Source organism: Streptomyces sp. NBC_00091 (genome assembly GCF_026343185.1).
Classification (GTDB): domain Bacteria; phylum Actinomycetota; class Actinomycetes; order Streptomycetales; family Streptomycetaceae; genus Streptomyces.
In genome coordinates, this window is record NZ_JAPEMA010000003.1 from 228105 (window position 1) to 244675 (window position 16571).

The window sequence follows — 16571 nt, forward strand, 5'->3', positions numbered from 1 at the left end:
CGGTGGCACGGGTGGCGGCAGACTCCCCCAGCTGCCCGGCCCTCGTCACCCTAGGGCCGGGCGCACCCCCGGCTTCGGACAGCCGGACCCCTGATCCGGCGACGCGCACCCTGGCCCGGGGCGGCCGGGGACCCGCAAGCCATGCTTTAGGCGCGGCGAGGAGCATGCCGAGGCGTTGGCGGCAGGGGCGCCGGGCGTTCGGCAGTTGCCCCGGATGCGCCAGAAGGGGGCTGACGTTGACTGGATTCGCTACGTTCACCGATGTGCTCCGCGGCCGGGCCGCGGAACTCGGCGAGCGCGACGCTCACGTGTTCCTCGGTGACGCCCCGGGCGCCGCCGCCGAGCACCTCACGTACGGCGAGCTGGACCGGGCGGCCCGGGCCATCGCGGTGCGGCTGCGCGAGCACGGCGCCCTGGGGCAGCCGGTGCTGCTGCTGTACCCGCCGGGCCCCGGGTTCCTGAAGGCGTTCGCCGGCTGTCTGTACGCCGGCGCCGTCGCCGTGCCCGCCCCGCTCCCCGGTGACCGGGGCGAGCGGCTGCAGCGCGTGTCGGGGATCATCCGCGACACCGGCGCGCAGCTGGTGCTGACCGACTCCGCCCACGCCCCCGACGTGTCGCTGTGGCTCGCCATGGCGGGCCGGGGCGAGACGGTGTGCCTGGCCACCGACGTGGAGGAGGGGCTGAACGCCGAGGCCTGGCAGCCGCCCCGCACCGGCCCGGACGACCTGGCGTTCCTCCAGTACACCTCGGGTTCGACCTCCCGGCCGCGCGGGGTGATGGTCAGTCACCGCAACCTCCTCGCCAACATGGAGGCCATGCGCAACGTCCTGGGCTCCACCGCCGAGGACGTGTTCGGCAGCTGGCTGCCGCACTACCACGACATGGGACTCATCTGCCATCTGCTGCACCCGCTGTGGCTGGGCACCTCGTCGGTGCAGATGTCCCCCACCGCCTTCGTCAAGCGGCCGGTGCGCTGGCTGCGCTCGATCGGCGAGTACGGGGTGACCATCGGCGGCGGCCCCAACTTCTGCTACGACCTGTGCCTGCGCCGGATCACGGACGAGCAGCTCGCCGGCCTGGACCTGAGCAGCTGGCGGCTGGCGATCAACGGCGCCGAACCGGTGCGCCACCAGACCCTGGAGGCCTTCGCCGAGCGCTTCGCCGCGGCCGGTTTCCGCCGCGGGAGCCTCTTCCCGGCCTACGGGCTCGCCGAGGCCACGCTCGTCGTGTCCGGCGGCACGCCCGGCGAAGGCCCGCGCACCCTGACCGTCGACGCGGCCGGCCTCGAGTACGACGAGCTGCGCCCGCCGCGCCCCGGCCGGCCGGTGCGGACCCTGGTCGGGAGCGGCACCGTACGCGACTTCGCCGTGCGGATCGTGGAGCCGGTGATCGGCGGCGAGGTGCCCGCGGGCCGGGTCGGGGAGATCTGGGTGCGCGGCGACAGCGTCGCCCAGGGCTACTGGCGCCGTCCCACCGACACCGCCCGTACCTTCCACGCCATGGTGGACGACGGGGACAGCGGCTTCCTGCGCACCGGCGACCTCGGGGTGATCGACGGGGACGAGCTGTACGTCACCGGCCGGCTCAAGGAAATGATCATCCTCAACGGGCGCAACATCTATCCGCAGGACGTCGAGTGGGCGGTGCGCGAGACGGAGCCGGCCCTCGGGGCGGGCCAGGGCGCCGTGTTCACCGTGGACGCGGACCGCGAGCAGCTCGTCGTCGTGCACGAGGTGCGCCCCGAGAACGCCGACTGGGAGACGCTGCGCGCCCTCGCCCGGCGCATCCAGATCCTCATCGGCCAGGACTTCGACGTGCCCGCGGCCAATGTGCTCCTGGTGCGGCCGGGCACCCTGCGCCGTACCACCAGCGGCAAGATCCAGCGGACCCTGATCCGCAAGCTGTTCCTGGAGGGCGAGGTCAGCGGCGAGTACGAGGTCCTCGACCCCGCCGTGCGCGCCCTGGTCCGTCCGCGCGACACGCTGCTCGGCAACGACCTGCTGCGGCCCTCCGCCCGCGCCGCCGCGGAGACGGCGTGGTGAGCGCCGTCGCCGTCGCCGCCGGGCCGGCCCCCCGGGCGCCGGTGCGGCGGCCCGCGCCGTCCCCGGAGTCGACGAGCGGCCGGGTCCGGGCCGCCGCGCTGGAGGCCCTGCTCGGCGACCCGGCGGCGCCCGGCAACCCGGCCGGGCACCGCGCGCTGCTCGCTTCCGACCAGGCGGCCGCGCTGTCCCCGGAGGCGGAGGGGCTGCTCGACGACTTCGGGATGCACCGCGAGTTCGTTCCGCGCGAGCTCGGCGGCCGCTTCGACTCCCCCGAGGGCCTGCTGCGGGTGATGCGGCCGGTGTTCCGCCGGGACGTGTCCCTCGGCATGGGCTACGGCATGACCACCTTCATGGCCGCCTCCGACGTGTGGATGCGCGGCAACGAGGAGCAGCGGTCGTGGCTGGGCGGCCTGCTCCTGGGCGGCTCGAAGGCGGCGATAGCCCAGCACGAGACCGCGCACACCAACGACTTCGTCCGCAACCAGATCTCCGCGGACCCGGCCCCCGGCGGCGGCCTGTCGGTCACCGGGGCCAAGCCGGTGGTCAACAACCTGCACCGGGCCGACGCCCTGGTGCTGTTCTGCCGTACCGGCGGGCACTTCCCCGGCGGGACGCAGAGCGCCCTGCTGCTGGACCCGCACACCCTGCCCGCGGACCGCTACCGCACCGAGCGGCGGCCCGCCGCGGTGGGCCTGCGGTCCTGCTTCTTCTCGGGCGTGCGCTTCGACGACTGCCCGGTGCCCGCCGACGCCTTGCTCGGCGCGCCCGGCAGCGGGGTCGCGACCTCGCTCCAGTCGTTCCAGATGAGCCGTACGCTGATGGCCTCCCTGTCGGTGGCCGCCGTGGACGCGAGCCTGCGCACGGCCGTGCTGGTGGACCGTCAGCGGGGGCCCGGCGCGGCCGGCACGGCGCCGGTGGACCCGCAGCACACGGCGAACACCCTGACCGGGGCGTTCGTGAACCTGCTCCTGTACGACTGCCTGGCGGTCGTCGCCACCCGGGCGCTGCACCTGCTGCCGGCCGAGACCAGCGTGTACTCGGCGGCCGTGAAGCTGCTGCTGCCGCGGGTGCTGATCGAGACGATGTACGACCTGTCCACCGTCCTGGGCTCGCAGCTGTACACGCGGGACGGCACCGTCGGCGTCCTGCAGAAGCACATCCGGGACGTGCCGGTGATCAGCCTCGGCCACGCGGGGACCGTCGCCTGCCAGGCGACGATCATCCCGCAGCTGAAGCAGCTGGCGAGCCGCTCCTGGTTCACCGAGGAGGAGGCCCCCGCCGCGCTGTTCCAGCCCGACGCGCCCCTGCCGGCGTTCCGCTACGACGCGCTCGCGCTGGCCAGCGGACGCGACAGCCTCAGCGCCTCGCTGCTGGCCGCCGCCGCGGAACTGCCGGGCCGCGACCCGGTGGAGCGGGCCCTGCGCACGATGACGGAGCACCTCGTCGAGGAGCTGCGGGATCTGCGCCGGCGGGTGCTCGCGCTGCCGCCGCTGGACGGCGGGACGCCGGTGGGACCGGCCTGGTTCGCGCTGACCGACCGTTACGTCCTGGTCCTGGCGGCGGCGGCCGTGCTCGGCGTCCGCCGCCACAACCGCCACGGCCTCGACCCGTTCCTGGCCGATCCGGCCTGGGCGGCGGCCGCCCTGCACCGCATCACGTGCAGACTGGGCACCGAGCCCGTGGAGCTGCCCCCCGAGTGCCTGGCGCGCGTCCACCAGGAGGTCCTGGCCCGCTTCGGGGACCGGCGCAGCTACGACCTGCACAACACCCCGCTTCCCGGCTGACGGGCAACGGCCCCGACCACCGCTTCCCCCTTCGCCCGCACGCAAGGAGTCCAGGGATGTCCCTGCCCGTGTCGCCGCACAGCGCGGCCCCGCTGCACCACTGGCTGACCGACCGCCTCGCCGTCTACCTCGACCGGCTGCCGGACAGCATCGACCCCACCGTGCCGCTCGCCGAGTACGGCATGGACTCGGTGGGGGCGCTGAGCCTGTGCGGGGACATCGAGGACACGTTCCACATCGCCGTGGACCCGTCGCTGGCCTGGGACCACCCGACCGTCGTCGCGCTGGTCGCCCACCTCACCGCCCGGGGCGTGACGGTTCCGGCCGCGGGGGTCTCCCCGTGAGCTCCGCCTCCGTCGCCGTGGTCGGGCTCGACTGCGTCTTCCCGGGCGCGCCGGGCCCCGACGCCTACTGGGACCTGCTGATGCGCGGCGGCGACGCGACCGGGGAGCAGCCCGGCCCGCGCAGGTTCGGGCCGGGGTACGAGACGCCGGTGCGCGGCGGTTTCATCGACGACGCCGACGTGTTCGACAACGACTTCTTCACCGTCTCGCCGCGCGAGGCCGCGGCGATGGACCCGCAGCAGCGGCTGCTGCTCCAGTGCGCGTGGCGGGCCCTGGAGGACTCGGGGCGCTCCCCGCGGTCCCTGGCGGGCGGCGACACCGGGGTGTTCGTCGGCATGATGGGCAGCGAGTGGGGCCAGCTGCACCTGGGCGACTACGGGCGCGTGACCCCGCAGCTGGGCGCCGGGTCCAGCGCCGGCATGGCCGCCAACCGCATCTCGTACCACCTCGACCTGAAGGGGCCGAGCCTGTCCGTGGACACGGCCTGCTCCTCCTCGCTGGTCGCCGTGCACCTGGCGGTCAACTCACTGCTGTCCGGGGAGTGCGGGACGGCGCTGGCCGGCGGGGTCAACCTGATCCTGACCCCGGCGCTGGGGCTGGTGTACGGGCAGATGGGGCTGGCCTCGCCGGACGGCCGGTGCAGGCCCTTCAGCGCCGACGCGAACGGCATCGCCCGCAGTGACGGCGTCGGGGTGGTGGTGCTGCGGCGGCTGGAGGACGCACTCGCCGACGGGCAGCGGGTCTACGCCGTCATCCGGGGCACCGCCGTCAACCAGGACGGGCGCAGCAACGGCGTCACCGCGCCGAACCGGCACTCCCAGCGGGAGGTCGTCGCGGCCGCGTACCGCCGGGCCGGGGTCACCCCCGACCAGGTGCGGTTCGTCGAGGCCCACGGCACGGGCACGGCGCTCGGCGACATCATCGAGTGCGGGGCCCTGGGCGAGGTGCACGACGTACCGCGCGAGGAGCCGTGCGCGATCGGCTCCGTCAAGGGCAATCTCGGGCACACGGAGGGGGCCGCGGGCATCGCCGGGCTGATCAAGGTGGCGCTCGCGCTGCACCACCGGATCGTGCCCGCGAGCCGGTTCGCGGACCGCGAGAACCCCCAGCTGCGGCTCGCCGAACGGGGGCTGGCCCTGCTGAAGGTCCCGGTGCGGCTGCCCGCCGGCGAGGTCGTGGCGGGCGTGAGCAGCTTCGGCATGGGCGGGACCAACGCGCACGCGGTGCTCGCCGCCGCGCCCCGTACGGCCCGCACCGGGCGCCGCCGGGCGGCGGCCGCGCCGGCCGGGGTGTTCACGGTCTCGGCCGACACCCCGGAGGCGCTGCGCCGCAACCTCGCCGCGCAGGCGGAGGCGGTGGCCGCCCGCCCGCGCGGGGACGCCGCCGCGCTGTGCTGGACCAGCAACCGGGTCAAGACCGGGCTGCCCTACCGGGCGGCGTTCACCGCCACCGACACCGTCGAGCTGGCGGCGGCGCTGCGCGGGGCGGCCGAGGACGGGCGGCTCGCCGCCGGGATCGCCGACCGGGCCTGGCGTCCGCCGGTCATCGGGTTCCTCTTCACCGGCCAGGGCGTCCAGGAGCCCGGGATGACGGCCGCCCTGTACCGGCAGTCGCCGCTGTACCGGCGCCGGCTCGACGAGGCCGACGCGGCGCTCGCCCCGCACCTGGGCGGCTCGGTGCGCGACCTGATCCTCGGCGGGGATCCGGCCCTGCACCGCACCCGCTGGGCGCAGCCCGCCCTGTTCGCCGTCGGCCATGCGCTGGCGGCCACGCTGAGCGGCCTCGGCGCGGGGCCGCACGTCGTACTGGGGCACAGCGTCGGGGAGTTCGCGGCCGCCGTGACCGCCGGGGTGCTCACGCTGGACGAGGCGGCCCGGCTGGTCGCGGAGCGGGCACGGCTGATGGACGCGCTGCCCGAGGGCGGCGGCATGCTGTCGGTGCGGGCGGGGCGCGAAGCGGTCGAGGAGTTCCTCACCACCGGTCCGGGGGTGTCCCTCGCCGCGGTCAACGGCCCGCGGAACACGGTCCTGTCGGGCGGGCTCGCGGAGCTGGAGCGGGTCGCCGGCGTGCTCCGCGAGCGCGGCACGCACTGCCGTACGGTCGGCGTCTCGCACGCCTTCCACTCGCCGCTGATGGCTCCCGTCCTGGAGCCGCTGGCCGCCGCCGCCGCGGGGATCACGCCCGCCGCGCCGCGCATCCCCGTCGCCTCCACCCGGTACGGGCGGCTGCTGGCCGACGAGCCGATGGACGGCGCCTACTGGGCCGGGCAGGCGGCCGGGCCGGTGCTGTTCGCGGACGCGCTGGCCGACCTGGTGGCACGGACCGCCCCGACCGCGCTCGTGGAGATCGGCCCGGCGCCGCAGCTGATCCAGCTGGTGGGCCGGTCCGGGCTGGCCGACGGGATCCGGCTGCTGCATCCGGCGCCGGGCCGGGATGCGACGGCCCGCGACCTGGCCGAGACCGTCGCCGCCCTGTACCGCTCCGGGCTGGAGCCGCAGTGGGACGAGCTGTACGAGCCCGCCTGGCGCACCACCGAGCGGCTGCCCCCGTACGCCTTCTCCACCGAGCACCGCTTCTGGCACACCGCGACCGCCCGCCCGCAGGCCCCCGCGGCCCCGTCCGCGCCGGGACCCGCCCCGGCGGCCCCGGAGCGGACCCGCCCCGACGACGGCGAGGGCGAGGGCGAGGGGAGCCAGGACCCGGTGCTGGCCGCCGTGGTGCGGGCCGTCGTGGAGGTGGGCGGCTATCCGCCCGAACGCGTCGGGCGCCGGTCCCGTTTCTACGAGGACCTCGGCTTCGATTCTGTGATGATCATGCAACTCAAGGACCGGATCGAGACCGCGCTGCCACAGGCCGGCGGTATCGCGGTGCAGCAACTGCTGCCCGCGCTGCGTTCGGTGGGCACCCTGGCCGACTTCGTCGGCGAGTGGATCAGTGTGGGGGTACGACCGTGACAGCAGTGACCGAGACCGCCCTGTACGTGGCGGGCACGGGCACCGCCCTGCCCGGCGACCCGGTGGACAACACCCGGCTGGGCAAGATGTTCGGGATCAGCGAGGAGTGGATCGACCTCTTCGTGGGGACCCGTACCCGCCACTTCTGCTGGGACCTGGGCACCGGCACCCTCACCCACAGCCTCGCCGACCTGTGCGCCGAGGCCGCCGGGCGGGCCCTGGCCAACTCCGGGCTCGCCCCCGCCGACCTCGACTTCCTGATCCTGACCACCGCCACGCCCGACACCCTGCTGCCCACCACCGCGACCGTGGTGGCCGACCGGCTGGGCCTCAGCCACCTGCCCGCCTTCCAGCTCCAGGCGGGCTGTTCGGGCGCCGTACAGGCGCTGGACGTAGCCCGCGCGCTGCTCGCGGGCGGCCACCGCGCGGGCCTCGTGGTCGGCGGGGACGTCACCGACCGGTTCCTCGACCCGGGGCGCGAGGCGCTCAGCCTGCCGACCGAGGAGCTGGTCAACTACGTGCTGTTCGGCGACGGGGCGGGCGCGGCCGTGGTCGGCACGGAGCCCGTCGGCGAGGCCATCGCCGTACGGAGCCTGCTGCACCGGTTCACCGGGCGGGGCCGCTCCCCCGGCCAGATCGTCGACTGGCAGGGCGTCGCCCGCCACGACGCGGGCCGGCAGATGCTGTTCGAGGACTACAAGGCCATCGAGGAGAGCGTGCCGCCCATGGCCTCGGAGATCTTCTGGGAGCTGCTGGCCGCCACCGGCTGGAGCCGCGAGGACCTCCACTACGTGCTGCCCCCGCAGCTGTCGGGCCGGATGACGGCCCGCATCACCGAGCACCTGGACGTGCCGGAGCTGCGCGAGGTGTCCTGTGTGGCCGACACCGGGAACACGGGCAACGCCCTGCCGCTGATCCAGCTCGACCGGCTCGCCGGAGAGCTGGGCGAGGGGGAGCGGGCCCTGGCCGTGATCGTCGAGTCCAGCAAGTGGATCAAGGGCGGGCTGGCGCTGGAGCGCGTCCCGGAGACGGACTGCACCGGATGACCGCCCCCACGACACCCACCGCCGCCGCCACCGGGGCCGGGGCCGGGGCAGCCGCGCCCGCAGCCGGTTCCCGTACCGGCCCGGCCGACCCGGTGCGCGAGCTGCGCGCGCTGCACCGCGCGGGCCGGCTCGCCGAGGCCTGGCCCCGCGTCGCCCCGCTGCTGGCCGAGCTGACCGACCACGGGGACCGGGAGCCCGAGGCCGTCCGCACCGACCTGGTGCGCGCCGGCCGGGTCCTGGCCGCGCTCCCGGCGGCCGGGGTCCTCGCCGCGCACCCGGACACGCCCCTGGTCACCGTGGCCGTCACCGGGCACTCCACCCTGGTCCAGCTCACCGACCCGCTCGTCGCCGAGCTGGCCCGGCACGGGCTGCTCTCCCGGGTGGTGCACGGGGACCACGGCGCCTACCTGCGCGACCTGCACGACCCCGACGGCGAACTGCGCCGCCACCGCGCCGACCTGACCCTGTGCGTCCTCGACGCGGGCGCCGTCTTCGACGAGCTCCCCGAGCCCTGGACCTGGCAGGACGTGGAGGCCGGCTGCGCCCGGCTGCTGGAGCGGCTGCGCTCGGTCACGGCCGCCCACGCCGCGGACGCCGCCGGCACCCTCGTGCTGAACACCCTGCCCCTGCCCCGCACCCGGCTCCAGCAGCTCGTCGGACAGCGGGAGCGGGCCCTGCTCGGCGCGGTGTGGCGGGAGTTCAACGCCCGGCTGCTGCGACTGGCGGCCGAGCACCCCACGGCGGCCGTGGTCGACCTGGATCCGCTGATCGCCGACGGCGGCCCGGCCGCCGACCCGCGCCTGGCCCTGTACACCCGCGCCCCGTACACCGAGCAACTGCTCGCCGCCTACGCCCGGGAGGCCGTGCACGTGCTGCGCGCCCGCCGCGGCATGACCCGCAAGTGCCTGGTCCTGGACCTCGACGACACCCTGTGGGCGGGTATCCTCGGCGACGACGGACCCGAGGGGATCACCGCCGCCGCGGGCACCCTGGCCGGGGAGCCGCACGCGGCCCTGCAGCGCACCGCGCGCCAGCTCGCCGCCCAGGGCGTGCTGCTCGCCGTCAGCAGCAAGAACGACACCGGACCGGTCCTCGGCGTGCTCCGCGACCACCCGGACATGGTGCTGCGCGAGCGGGACTTCGTACGGATCCACGCCAACTGGCAGCCCAAGGACGGCAACCTGCGGGAGATCGCCGCCGCCCTCGGCATCGGCACCGACGCGCTGGTCTTCGCCGACGACTCCCCCGCCGAGCGCGCCCTGGTGCGGGCCCGGGTCCCCGGCGCCGCCGTCGTGGCGCTGGGCACGGAGCCGGCCCTGCACGTCGGCCGACTGCTGGCCGACGGCTGGTTCGACACGCCCCGGCTGACCGGCGACGACCTCGCCCGCACCGCCCGCTACCACGAGGCGGCCGCCCGCGGGGAGCTGGAGCGCGGCAGCGGATCGTACGAGGAATACCTGCGCGACCTGGGCGTCCGCGTGCGCATCGCGCCGCCGCAGCCGCACGAGCTCGACCGGATCGCCCAGCTGTCGCTGCGCACCAACCAGTTCAACCTCACCGGCGAACGGCTCGGCGCGGACCGCGTCGCCGCGCTCGCCGCCGACCCCGCGGGCCTGCTGCTCGCGGTGCACGTCGGCGACCGGTTCGGCGACAGCGGCCTGGCCGGCGCGGTCCGCGCCCGGTACGCCGCGGACGGGCTGCGCCTGGACGGTTTCTGGCTCAGCTGCCGGGTCTTCGCGCGCGGGGTCGAACAGGCCGTCCTCGCGACCCTGCTGGCGCACGCGGCCGGCCGCGGCCTGCCCGCCGTACACGCCCTCCACCGGCCGACCGCCAAGAACACCAGGGCGGCCGGCTTCTACCCCTCACTGGGCTTCACCGAGACCGCCAGGGACCCTGACGGCTCGCTGCACTACCGCCACGACCTGGCGCGACTGCCCCCCGTACCCGACCACTTGACGACCGATTCACGCCTCGGAGGGGACGACGATGAGCCTGCCGGAACCACCCGCTGATCTCCCGGGCTTCCTCGCCCTGATCGGTGAGGAACTCGGACTGGAACTGACCGAGGAGCAGGCCCGCGCCGACCTGGACACCCTGCCGTCCTGGGACTCGGTGCACCTGCTCCGGCTGGTCATGCTGATCGAGCAGGAGACGGGGCGCCGCGTGCCCGTCTCCGCCGTGCTGCGGGCCCGCAGCATCGCGCAGATCCACGCCGAGGTGCTGGCCGTCACCGGCGGCCGGGCCCTGACCCCGGGCGGTCTGCTGTGAACGGTCCGGCGTCCGTGGCGCCGGGCGAGCCGATCGCGGTGCGCGCCGACGGCACCGACTGGGAGGCGGTCCGCGCCGACCTGCGCACCTACGGCACGGCCCTGGTGCACGGCACCCTCGACGACTGGCGCCCGAAGGACGCCGACGGTCCCGCGCTGCGCGCCGTACTGGGCCGCGACTGGGCCCGCTACAGCGGCATGGCGCACGAGGACATCCGGGAGCGGTACGCGGCCTCGCGGCGGCTGCTCAAACACGCGGCGGCGGCGGCCCTGCACGCGGACGCGGCGGACCTCGAACTCACCTACGGACCCACGGGGCGCCCGTACCTGCGCGGCTGCGACCAGATCGACATCAGCCTCAGCCACACCGGCAACCTGCTGCTGGTCGGCCTGACCACGCGCGGGCTCATCGGCGTCGACGCGGAGCTCACGGACCGCCAGATCTACAGCAAGGGCCTGGACCGGCACATCTGCACCCCGGCCGAGCGCCTGAACCTCGCCGAGCTGGACCCGGCGGAGCGCAATCCGCGGCTGGTGCGGCTGTGGACCCTGAAGGAGGCCTACAGCAAGGCCATCGGGCAGGGCATGCAGTTCCGGTTCACCGAGTTCGGCTTCGGGCCGGACGGCCGGCCGGTGCGCGTGCACCGGCCGGACGGCACCCCGGGCGCGGGCGCCGAATGGGCCTTCCGTACGTACTACCTCGACGTGGGCGGCGTCGCGTTCTGCGTCAGCGCGGCCGTCTACGACGCGGGGCTGGGCCGCACCCTCGACACCGAGATCACCACGATGCTCGACGCCGAGGCCGCCGAGGCCCTGGGGCGGGCGCTGCGGGCCGCAGCCGGCTGACCGCCCCCTAGGCCCTGCCGTCAAGGCCCCGTCAGTGGTCCTCCACGACCACGGTGATCGCCTCCAGGACGGTACGGCCCGCCTGGGTGAGGGTCAGGGTGAGGGGCGCCGTACGCCGGCCCGCGGCGTCCCGCCCCGGCCTGCCGGTCACCGCGGCGCAGCGCAGCGGCAGGTCGGCCTCGGCGTATCCGCGGACGTGGACCTGGAGCGAGGCGAGGGCGCTGCGCCCGGGCTCGAAGCCGTAGCCGCGCCCCACGGCCAGCAGGGAGGTCTGGCGCAGGGATTCCAGCAGCGCCGGGGCGGGCACGTGCCCGTCCCGCGCGGCGCTCTCGCCGAGCCAGTGCGGGGGCACGGCCACCCCGACGGACAGCCGGCCGTCGCGGGGTCCGGAGGGGTCGTGCAGCAGGACGTTGGCCGGATCGCGGCGCCCCACCTCCTCTGCCTCGACCGGGGCGCCGGCGGGTGCCGCGCGGTCCTGTCCGGCCATCGAGGAGAGCGCGGCCAGCCTGCTGTGCTCGCGGTGGTTGCGGTGCACCATCGGGGCGAGGAAGACCAGGTTCGCCGTGCCCGTGCCGCAGCGCACGTCGTCGATCTCCAGCGTGGTACGGAACTCCAGCGCGCGCGGCACCCCGTCGATGACCTTGTCGGGGCGGACGCTCATCGTGGTGGCCAGCCGCCCGGGGGCGGCCCCGGGCCGGGTGCGCCACAGCCCGATGTCGGTCACCTCGATGCCCACCTGGTAGAAGATCCCCGTGCGCTTGCCGGGCACGCGGAAGTGGGTGCGGCCGATGAACTCGCCGACCTCGCGGACCATGTCGGCCGCCGCCACCACGTCGTGGAAGTGCCCCGGGCCGTCGTCGAGCAGCGGGTGACCGGACGTCAGGTCGCCCAGCAGGACGAACTCCTCCGCCACGGGCGGCGCGGCGGCCCGGCCGTGCCGCTCCCAGGGCTGCGGACGGTGCACCAGGTGCCGTGCGGCAGCCCGGGCGGTAGTCGGTCCCGCGGCGATGACGGCGGTGTCCATGGCTGGCCCTCCCTCCGGCCCCCACCGGGTGCTGAGGCCTCACGCCCAGGCTGCCGGGGGGCCGGCGGCGGTAACCAGCCATGGAACCTGGCAGGTTGCTGCCCGTCAGCTAGTGCCCGCGCCCGAGGGGACGAAGTCGGCGTCGAGCAGCCCGTACAGCGCGACGTTCACGCCGGTCTGGAAACGGCTCGTGGACTCCATCTCCTCCATGATCCGGGCGATGTGCCGGCGGCAGGTGCGTACCGACATGCCGAGCCGGCGGGCCACCATCTCGTCCTTGTGGCCCTGCGCCATGAGCCGGATGATCGACCGCTTCAGGTCGTCGGCGATGTCGGCGGTGTCCTCGGCGCCGGGCGTGAACGGCGTGGCCCCGGCCCACATGTGGTCGTAGACCTTGCACAGGAAGGCGACGAGCGTGGGCTCGCGGACCACGATCGCACCCGGGAAGCGGCCCTCCACGTGCTGCTCCGGAAGGAAGGCCACCTCCCGGTCGTAGACCACCATCCGGTCGATCACCTCGTCGGTGGTGCGCACTTCGGCGCCCTCGCCCGTGATCGCGCGGACGTAGTCGGCGGTCGCGAGGTCGCTGCGGACGGTGTGCTGGTACAGGTGCTTGATCTGGACGCCGCGCCGGAGCCGGTCGAGGGCCTTGGGCCGGGCCGCGTCCATGCGCTGGGCGTTGCGGGACCCTCCCGGCATGGCCGTCAGCAGCTCGTCGCGGCAGCGGGCCCCGCACTCGTCCAGCATCTTCTGGAGCACACCGACGTCGCTGACGACGTCGAAGGCCTCCGTCTGATTGCGTCTTCGGCGGTTCTCGAAGTACGCCGGCAGCAGCGCCAGCATCTGGGTCTTCACCCCGGTCACCGACTGCTGCTTCTCGCGGATCTCGGCTTCCACCGGTCCCACGAGGTCCGCGGCCGCGGCATCGGGGCTCACCGGCACCAGCGCGTCCGGGCGGCCCGGCATCGGGCGCAGCAGGCGGAGCTCGCCGAGCGCCTCCTCGATCCGGGCGGCCTCTGCCTCCGGCAGGTCCAGCGCGGCCGCGATCTCGGTTCGGACGAACCGGCCCAACAGGACGGCGTGGTGATAAGCGGATGCGCTTATGTCATCCAACTCGCCGAACGCGGACCCCTGCAGGGAACTTCCTGACATCCCGTTTGCCACCCCCATGTGCTGACAGGACTTGCTGCCAGGCAACTTTACGCCTGCCCATTTGGCTTGGAGTGATCCGTGTCCGCTGGTCAGGATGTTCCTGCAAACGAAAGTTGTCGACACGGGGGTTAGACATGAACAGCGTTGCCATGCGAAAGACTGCCACTGCACTCGTTCTCCTGTTCGGACTGTGGGGTGCCGCCGCCGGCACCGCGGAGGCGTCCGAGGCCGGAACCGGAATCACGGTCGCCGCGGCGGGCTCCATCGCCGGCCTGAGCGTGAGCCAGCCCGTTCTGAACTGCCTGCAGGACGACGAGTGGCACGCCGGCTGCCCGTGAGCAGCGGCTACTAGCCGCGTCCTTTAGCAGGCCACAAGCGCGTAGGGGGAGGATCCGGAGCACGGGCTCCCGGATCCCCCGCCGGTAGAGCCGGGCCGTTCACCCCGCTGGTTTCGGAAAAACTTTTCCGAAACCAGCGGGGTTTCGGCTTGAAAGGGATTTACATCACCAGAAACATACTGCCCATGGCACTTGCATCTACCGGTAGTCAGCGGTTATTGGCACTGAGTCCGACGATGTGAGCGACCTGTGTGCGGGAATTCATACCGAGCTTCTTGAAGATCCGGCCCATATACGTCTCCACGGTCTTCACACTGATGTCCAGCCTCACCGCTATCTGCTGGTTCGTCCGGCCTTCCCCCACCAGTGCGGTGACGACGCGTTCCCGTTCACTGAGCAGTGACATCCGGCTCGCGTCGAGGGGTTCACCCGCGTGCGACCCGATGCGGCGCTCCGCCTCCCGCGCGGCGGCGGCGAGGGCGGGCACGGCGGTCTGTTTCGCCAGATCGTCCGTCAGCCGGATGCGCTCCCGGGCACCTTTGGCGTGCCCGGCCGCCAGGTCGGCCTCCACCAGGCCCAGCGCCAGCAGCCCCGCCAGATGCGCCTGCCCGTGGCCGAGCGCCGCCGCCAGGCCCGGCTCCAGGTGCCGGCGCGCCCGCTCGGGCTCGCCCAGTTCCGTCTCGGCGGCGCCCAGCCAGCGCAGCGCCTCCAGGCGGGCGGCCGGCTCCGTGCCCCCGGGCCGCGCCAGCAGCGCCTGCGCCTCGTCCGCCGCCACCCGGGCCGACGGGCCGTCACCGGCCGCAGCGCACGCGGCGGCGAGCAGGGCGTACGCGTGCCCCCGCGCCCCGGGATCGTCCGCCGGAGCGGTCCGCAGGGCCTGCTCGGCCGCGCGCCGGGACTCCTCCGGGCCCGCCCCCGCGCGTGGTTCCAGGGCCAGCGCGGCCCGTTCGGCGTCGGCGGCGGGACCGCCGGGGGGCAGGCCGCCGTCGCCGTCGAGCACGGACCGGGCCTGGGCGTGGCGGCCGCTCCAGCGCAGGGCCCGGGCCTGCCACACCGCCGTGTCGGTCCGGCCGCCGGGCAGCCGGTCCTCGTGCGAGCGGGGTCCGGTCTCCTCGTAGCCGCGAACCGCCTCCTCCAGCCGGCCCGACAGCACCAGCGCCTTGTTGAGCAGGAGCCGCACCTCCACCGGTACCGCGCCCGCCGCCATCACCCGGCGCAGCGCGGCGGCGGCGCGGGCGGGCCGGGTGTAGAGGCCCGCGCGGGCGCTCAGCGCCAGGGAGCGGATGTCCTCCAGCCCGATCTCGGGGGCGTGTTCGAGGTGCGCGGCCAGCGCGTGGCGGGCCGCGGCCCCCGCGTCACCGGCGCCGCCGTCACCGGAACCGCCGTCACCGGCGCCGCCGTCACTGCCAGCGCCGTCACCGCCGGCGCCGTCCTGCCGCCCGCCGGCCTCCGCGCGCAGCGCCTCCAGGGCGCGTCCCAGCGCCACGCTGCGCCAGCCGGCGCCCGCCGCGTGGTGGGTCAGCGCCCGTACCGCCGGGTGCACGAAGCGAAAGCGCGTACCGGCCCCGCCGTCGGGCCGGACCAGGCCCTCGCCGTGCAGTTCGTCGATCCCGCCCAGCGCGTGCTCCACCGGCATGCCCGCGGTGCGCGCGAGCGCGGCGGCGGTGAACGGGTCGCCGAGGACGGCGGCGGCGCACGCGCAGCGCCAGCCGAGGGACGACAGGGTGTGCAGGTCGATCGCGTCGGGCGCCAGCACCGGCGGTATCCCCGTGGCCAGTTCGGCCGTCCCGTAGAGCCGGGGGCCGGGCTGCGCGCCCCGGGACAGGGCGTGCAGCAGCCCCGGCACCCCGGCGGCGTCGCGCAGGACCAGCTCGGCGGCGAGCGCCGGCGTACCGCCCGGCAGCAGGGCGCGGGCGTCGGCGGCGGGCAGCGGTGCCAGGGCGAGGTGGCACACCCCTGCCGCGTCGTACGGCACGGCCGACAGGTGACGGCCCCCCGGCACGGAGCGGTGCGCGAAGACGGTCAGCACGGGGGCGGCCGGGGGATGGCGGACGAGGTGGTCGAGCAGGTCGAAGACCTCGGGGCCGGCCCGGTGCACGTCGTCCAGCACGAACAGCGTCCCGCGCTCCCCCAGCAGCCCCAGCAGGGCGCGCAGGGCCCGCACCGCGGCGCCGGGGTCGGGACGTTCCCCGGCTCCGGGCAGGGTGGCGAGGGCGGGGAAGACGGGCGCCAGCGCGCGCGTGCGCGCCTCGCCGAGGCGCTCGAACAACGAGCCGTCGGCCCGGGCCAGATGGTCGTCCAGGGCGTCCACCACCACCTCGAAGAGCCGGGTCCGCCCGGCCCTCGGCACCCGCCCGGACGCGACCGTCCAGCCCTCCTTGTGCGCGGTGGCGGCCAGTTGGTACAGCAGCCGGCTCTTGCCGCTCCACGGCTCGCCGGTGAGCCGGACGAACCGGGGCCCGTCCCCGGCGAGCCACAGCTCCCGGTGGAGCACCGCGAGATCGCGCGTCCGGGCCGCTGTCAACGGCTGCTGATGGTGAAGCACGGCCATCCCCCTCGTGAACACTTTCCCCCAGGCCAGCCTCGCCCACGCCCGCGCGCCCGCGCAGCTCCACCGGACCGTCACTAGCTGCTTGTCAGCTACTGCGGAGGGCTGTCGGCGGGGGGTGCGGGACGTCCGGGGGTTCCCTGACGCCCCGTCCGGAGCCGCTGCCCGGGAGTCCCATGTGACCTGCGGAAAAGGGGAGAAGTACCGACTGGCCGGACCGCCCCGG

12 protein-coding genes are annotated in these 16571 nt (G+C 75.1%); 9 read left to right on the forward strand and 3 right to left on the reverse strand.

The window, feature by feature from the left end:
• The first annotated feature begins 236 nt into the window (after positions 1-236).
• From OOK34_RS31970 to OOK34_RS32005, 8 genes are read left to right on the forward strand one after another with little or no spacing between them, the layout of a single operon-like run.
• On the forward strand, positions 237-2042 hold the full coding sequence (locus tag OOK34_RS31970; RefSeq protein WP_267037639.1) for a fatty acyl-AMP ligase: 1806 nt from the start codon (positions 237-239) through the stop codon (positions 2040-2042).
• Positions 2039-3826 carry an acyl-CoA dehydrogenase gene (locus tag OOK34_RS31975; protein WP_267037640.1) on the forward strand — a complete coding sequence of 596 codons (1788 nt, stop codon included), beginning with the start codon at positions 2039-2041 and terminating at the stop codon, positions 3824-3826. Before OOK34_RS31970 ends, OOK34_RS31975 begins: the two co-directional genes overlap by 4 nt.
• Before the next feature lie 56 nt (positions 3827-3882).
• Positions 3883-4170 (forward strand): acyl carrier protein, encoded by a 288-nt coding sequence (locus OOK34_RS31980; protein ID WP_267037641.1) that lies wholly within the window; start codon positions 3883-3885, stop codon positions 4168-4170.
• Complete coding sequence (locus tag OOK34_RS31985; RefSeq protein WP_267037642.1) at positions 4167-7124, forward strand: type I polyketide synthase; 2958 nt, start codon at positions 4167-4169, stop codon at positions 7122-7124. The genes OOK34_RS31980 and OOK34_RS31985 overlap by 4 nt, the downstream gene beginning before the upstream one ends.
• Positions 7121-8170 carry a 3-oxoacyl-ACP synthase III family protein gene (locus tag OOK34_RS31990; RefSeq protein WP_267037643.1) on the forward strand — a complete coding sequence of 350 codons (1050 nt, stop codon included), beginning with the start codon at positions 7121-7123 and terminating at the stop codon, positions 8168-8170. Before OOK34_RS31985 ends, OOK34_RS31990 begins: the two co-directional genes overlap by 4 nt.
• Positions 8167-10182 carry an HAD family hydrolase gene (locus tag OOK34_RS31995; RefSeq protein WP_267037644.1) on the forward strand — a complete coding sequence of 672 codons (2016 nt, stop codon included), beginning with the start codon at positions 8167-8169 and terminating at the stop codon, positions 10180-10182. Before OOK34_RS31990 ends, OOK34_RS31995 begins: the two co-directional genes overlap by 4 nt.
• Positions 10157-10438 carry a phosphopantetheine-binding protein gene (locus OOK34_RS32000; protein WP_267037645.1) on the forward strand — a complete coding sequence of 94 codons (282 nt, stop codon included), beginning with the start codon at positions 10157-10159 and terminating at the stop codon, positions 10436-10438. Before OOK34_RS31995 ends, OOK34_RS32000 begins: the two co-directional genes overlap by 26 nt.
• A complete protein-coding gene (locus OOK34_RS32005) occupies positions 10435-11283 on the forward strand; it encodes a 4'-phosphopantetheinyl transferase superfamily protein (protein ID WP_267037646.1) in 849 nt (282 codons plus the stop codon). The genes OOK34_RS32000 and OOK34_RS32005 overlap by 4 nt, the downstream gene beginning before the upstream one ends.
• Before the next feature lie 31 nt (positions 11284-11314).
• Here OOK34_RS32005 and OOK34_RS32010 read toward each other — a convergent pair whose 3' ends face one another.
• Together OOK34_RS32010 and OOK34_RS32015 are read right to left on the reverse strand one after the other, a co-directional pair.
• Complete coding sequence (locus OOK34_RS32010) at positions 11315-12307, reverse strand: AfsA-related hotdog domain-containing protein (RefSeq protein WP_267037647.1); 993 nt, start codon at positions 12305-12307, stop codon at positions 11315-11317.
• Between the two features lie 105 nt (positions 12308-12412).
• A complete protein-coding gene (locus tag OOK34_RS32015) occupies positions 12413-13378 on the reverse strand; it encodes a LuxR C-terminal-related transcriptional regulator (RefSeq protein ID WP_267037648.1) in 966 nt (321 codons plus the stop codon).
• Positions 13379-13593: 215 nt separating this feature from the next.
• Between OOK34_RS32015 and OOK34_RS32020 the strand changes: the two genes are divergently transcribed.
• Complete coding sequence (locus tag OOK34_RS32020; protein ID WP_267037649.1) at positions 13594-13797, forward strand: hypothetical protein; 204 nt, start codon at positions 13594-13596, stop codon at positions 13795-13797.
• A gap of 208 nt (positions 13798-14005) precedes the next feature.
• Here the strand turns inward: OOK34_RS32020 and OOK34_RS32025 are convergent, their stop codons facing one another.
• Positions 14006-16342: a LuxR family transcriptional regulator gene (locus OOK34_RS32025; protein ID WP_267037650.1), complete on the reverse strand. Its 2337-nt coding sequence runs from the start codon at positions 16340-16342 to the stop codon at positions 14006-14008.
• Positions 16343-16571: the final 229 nt, after the last annotated feature.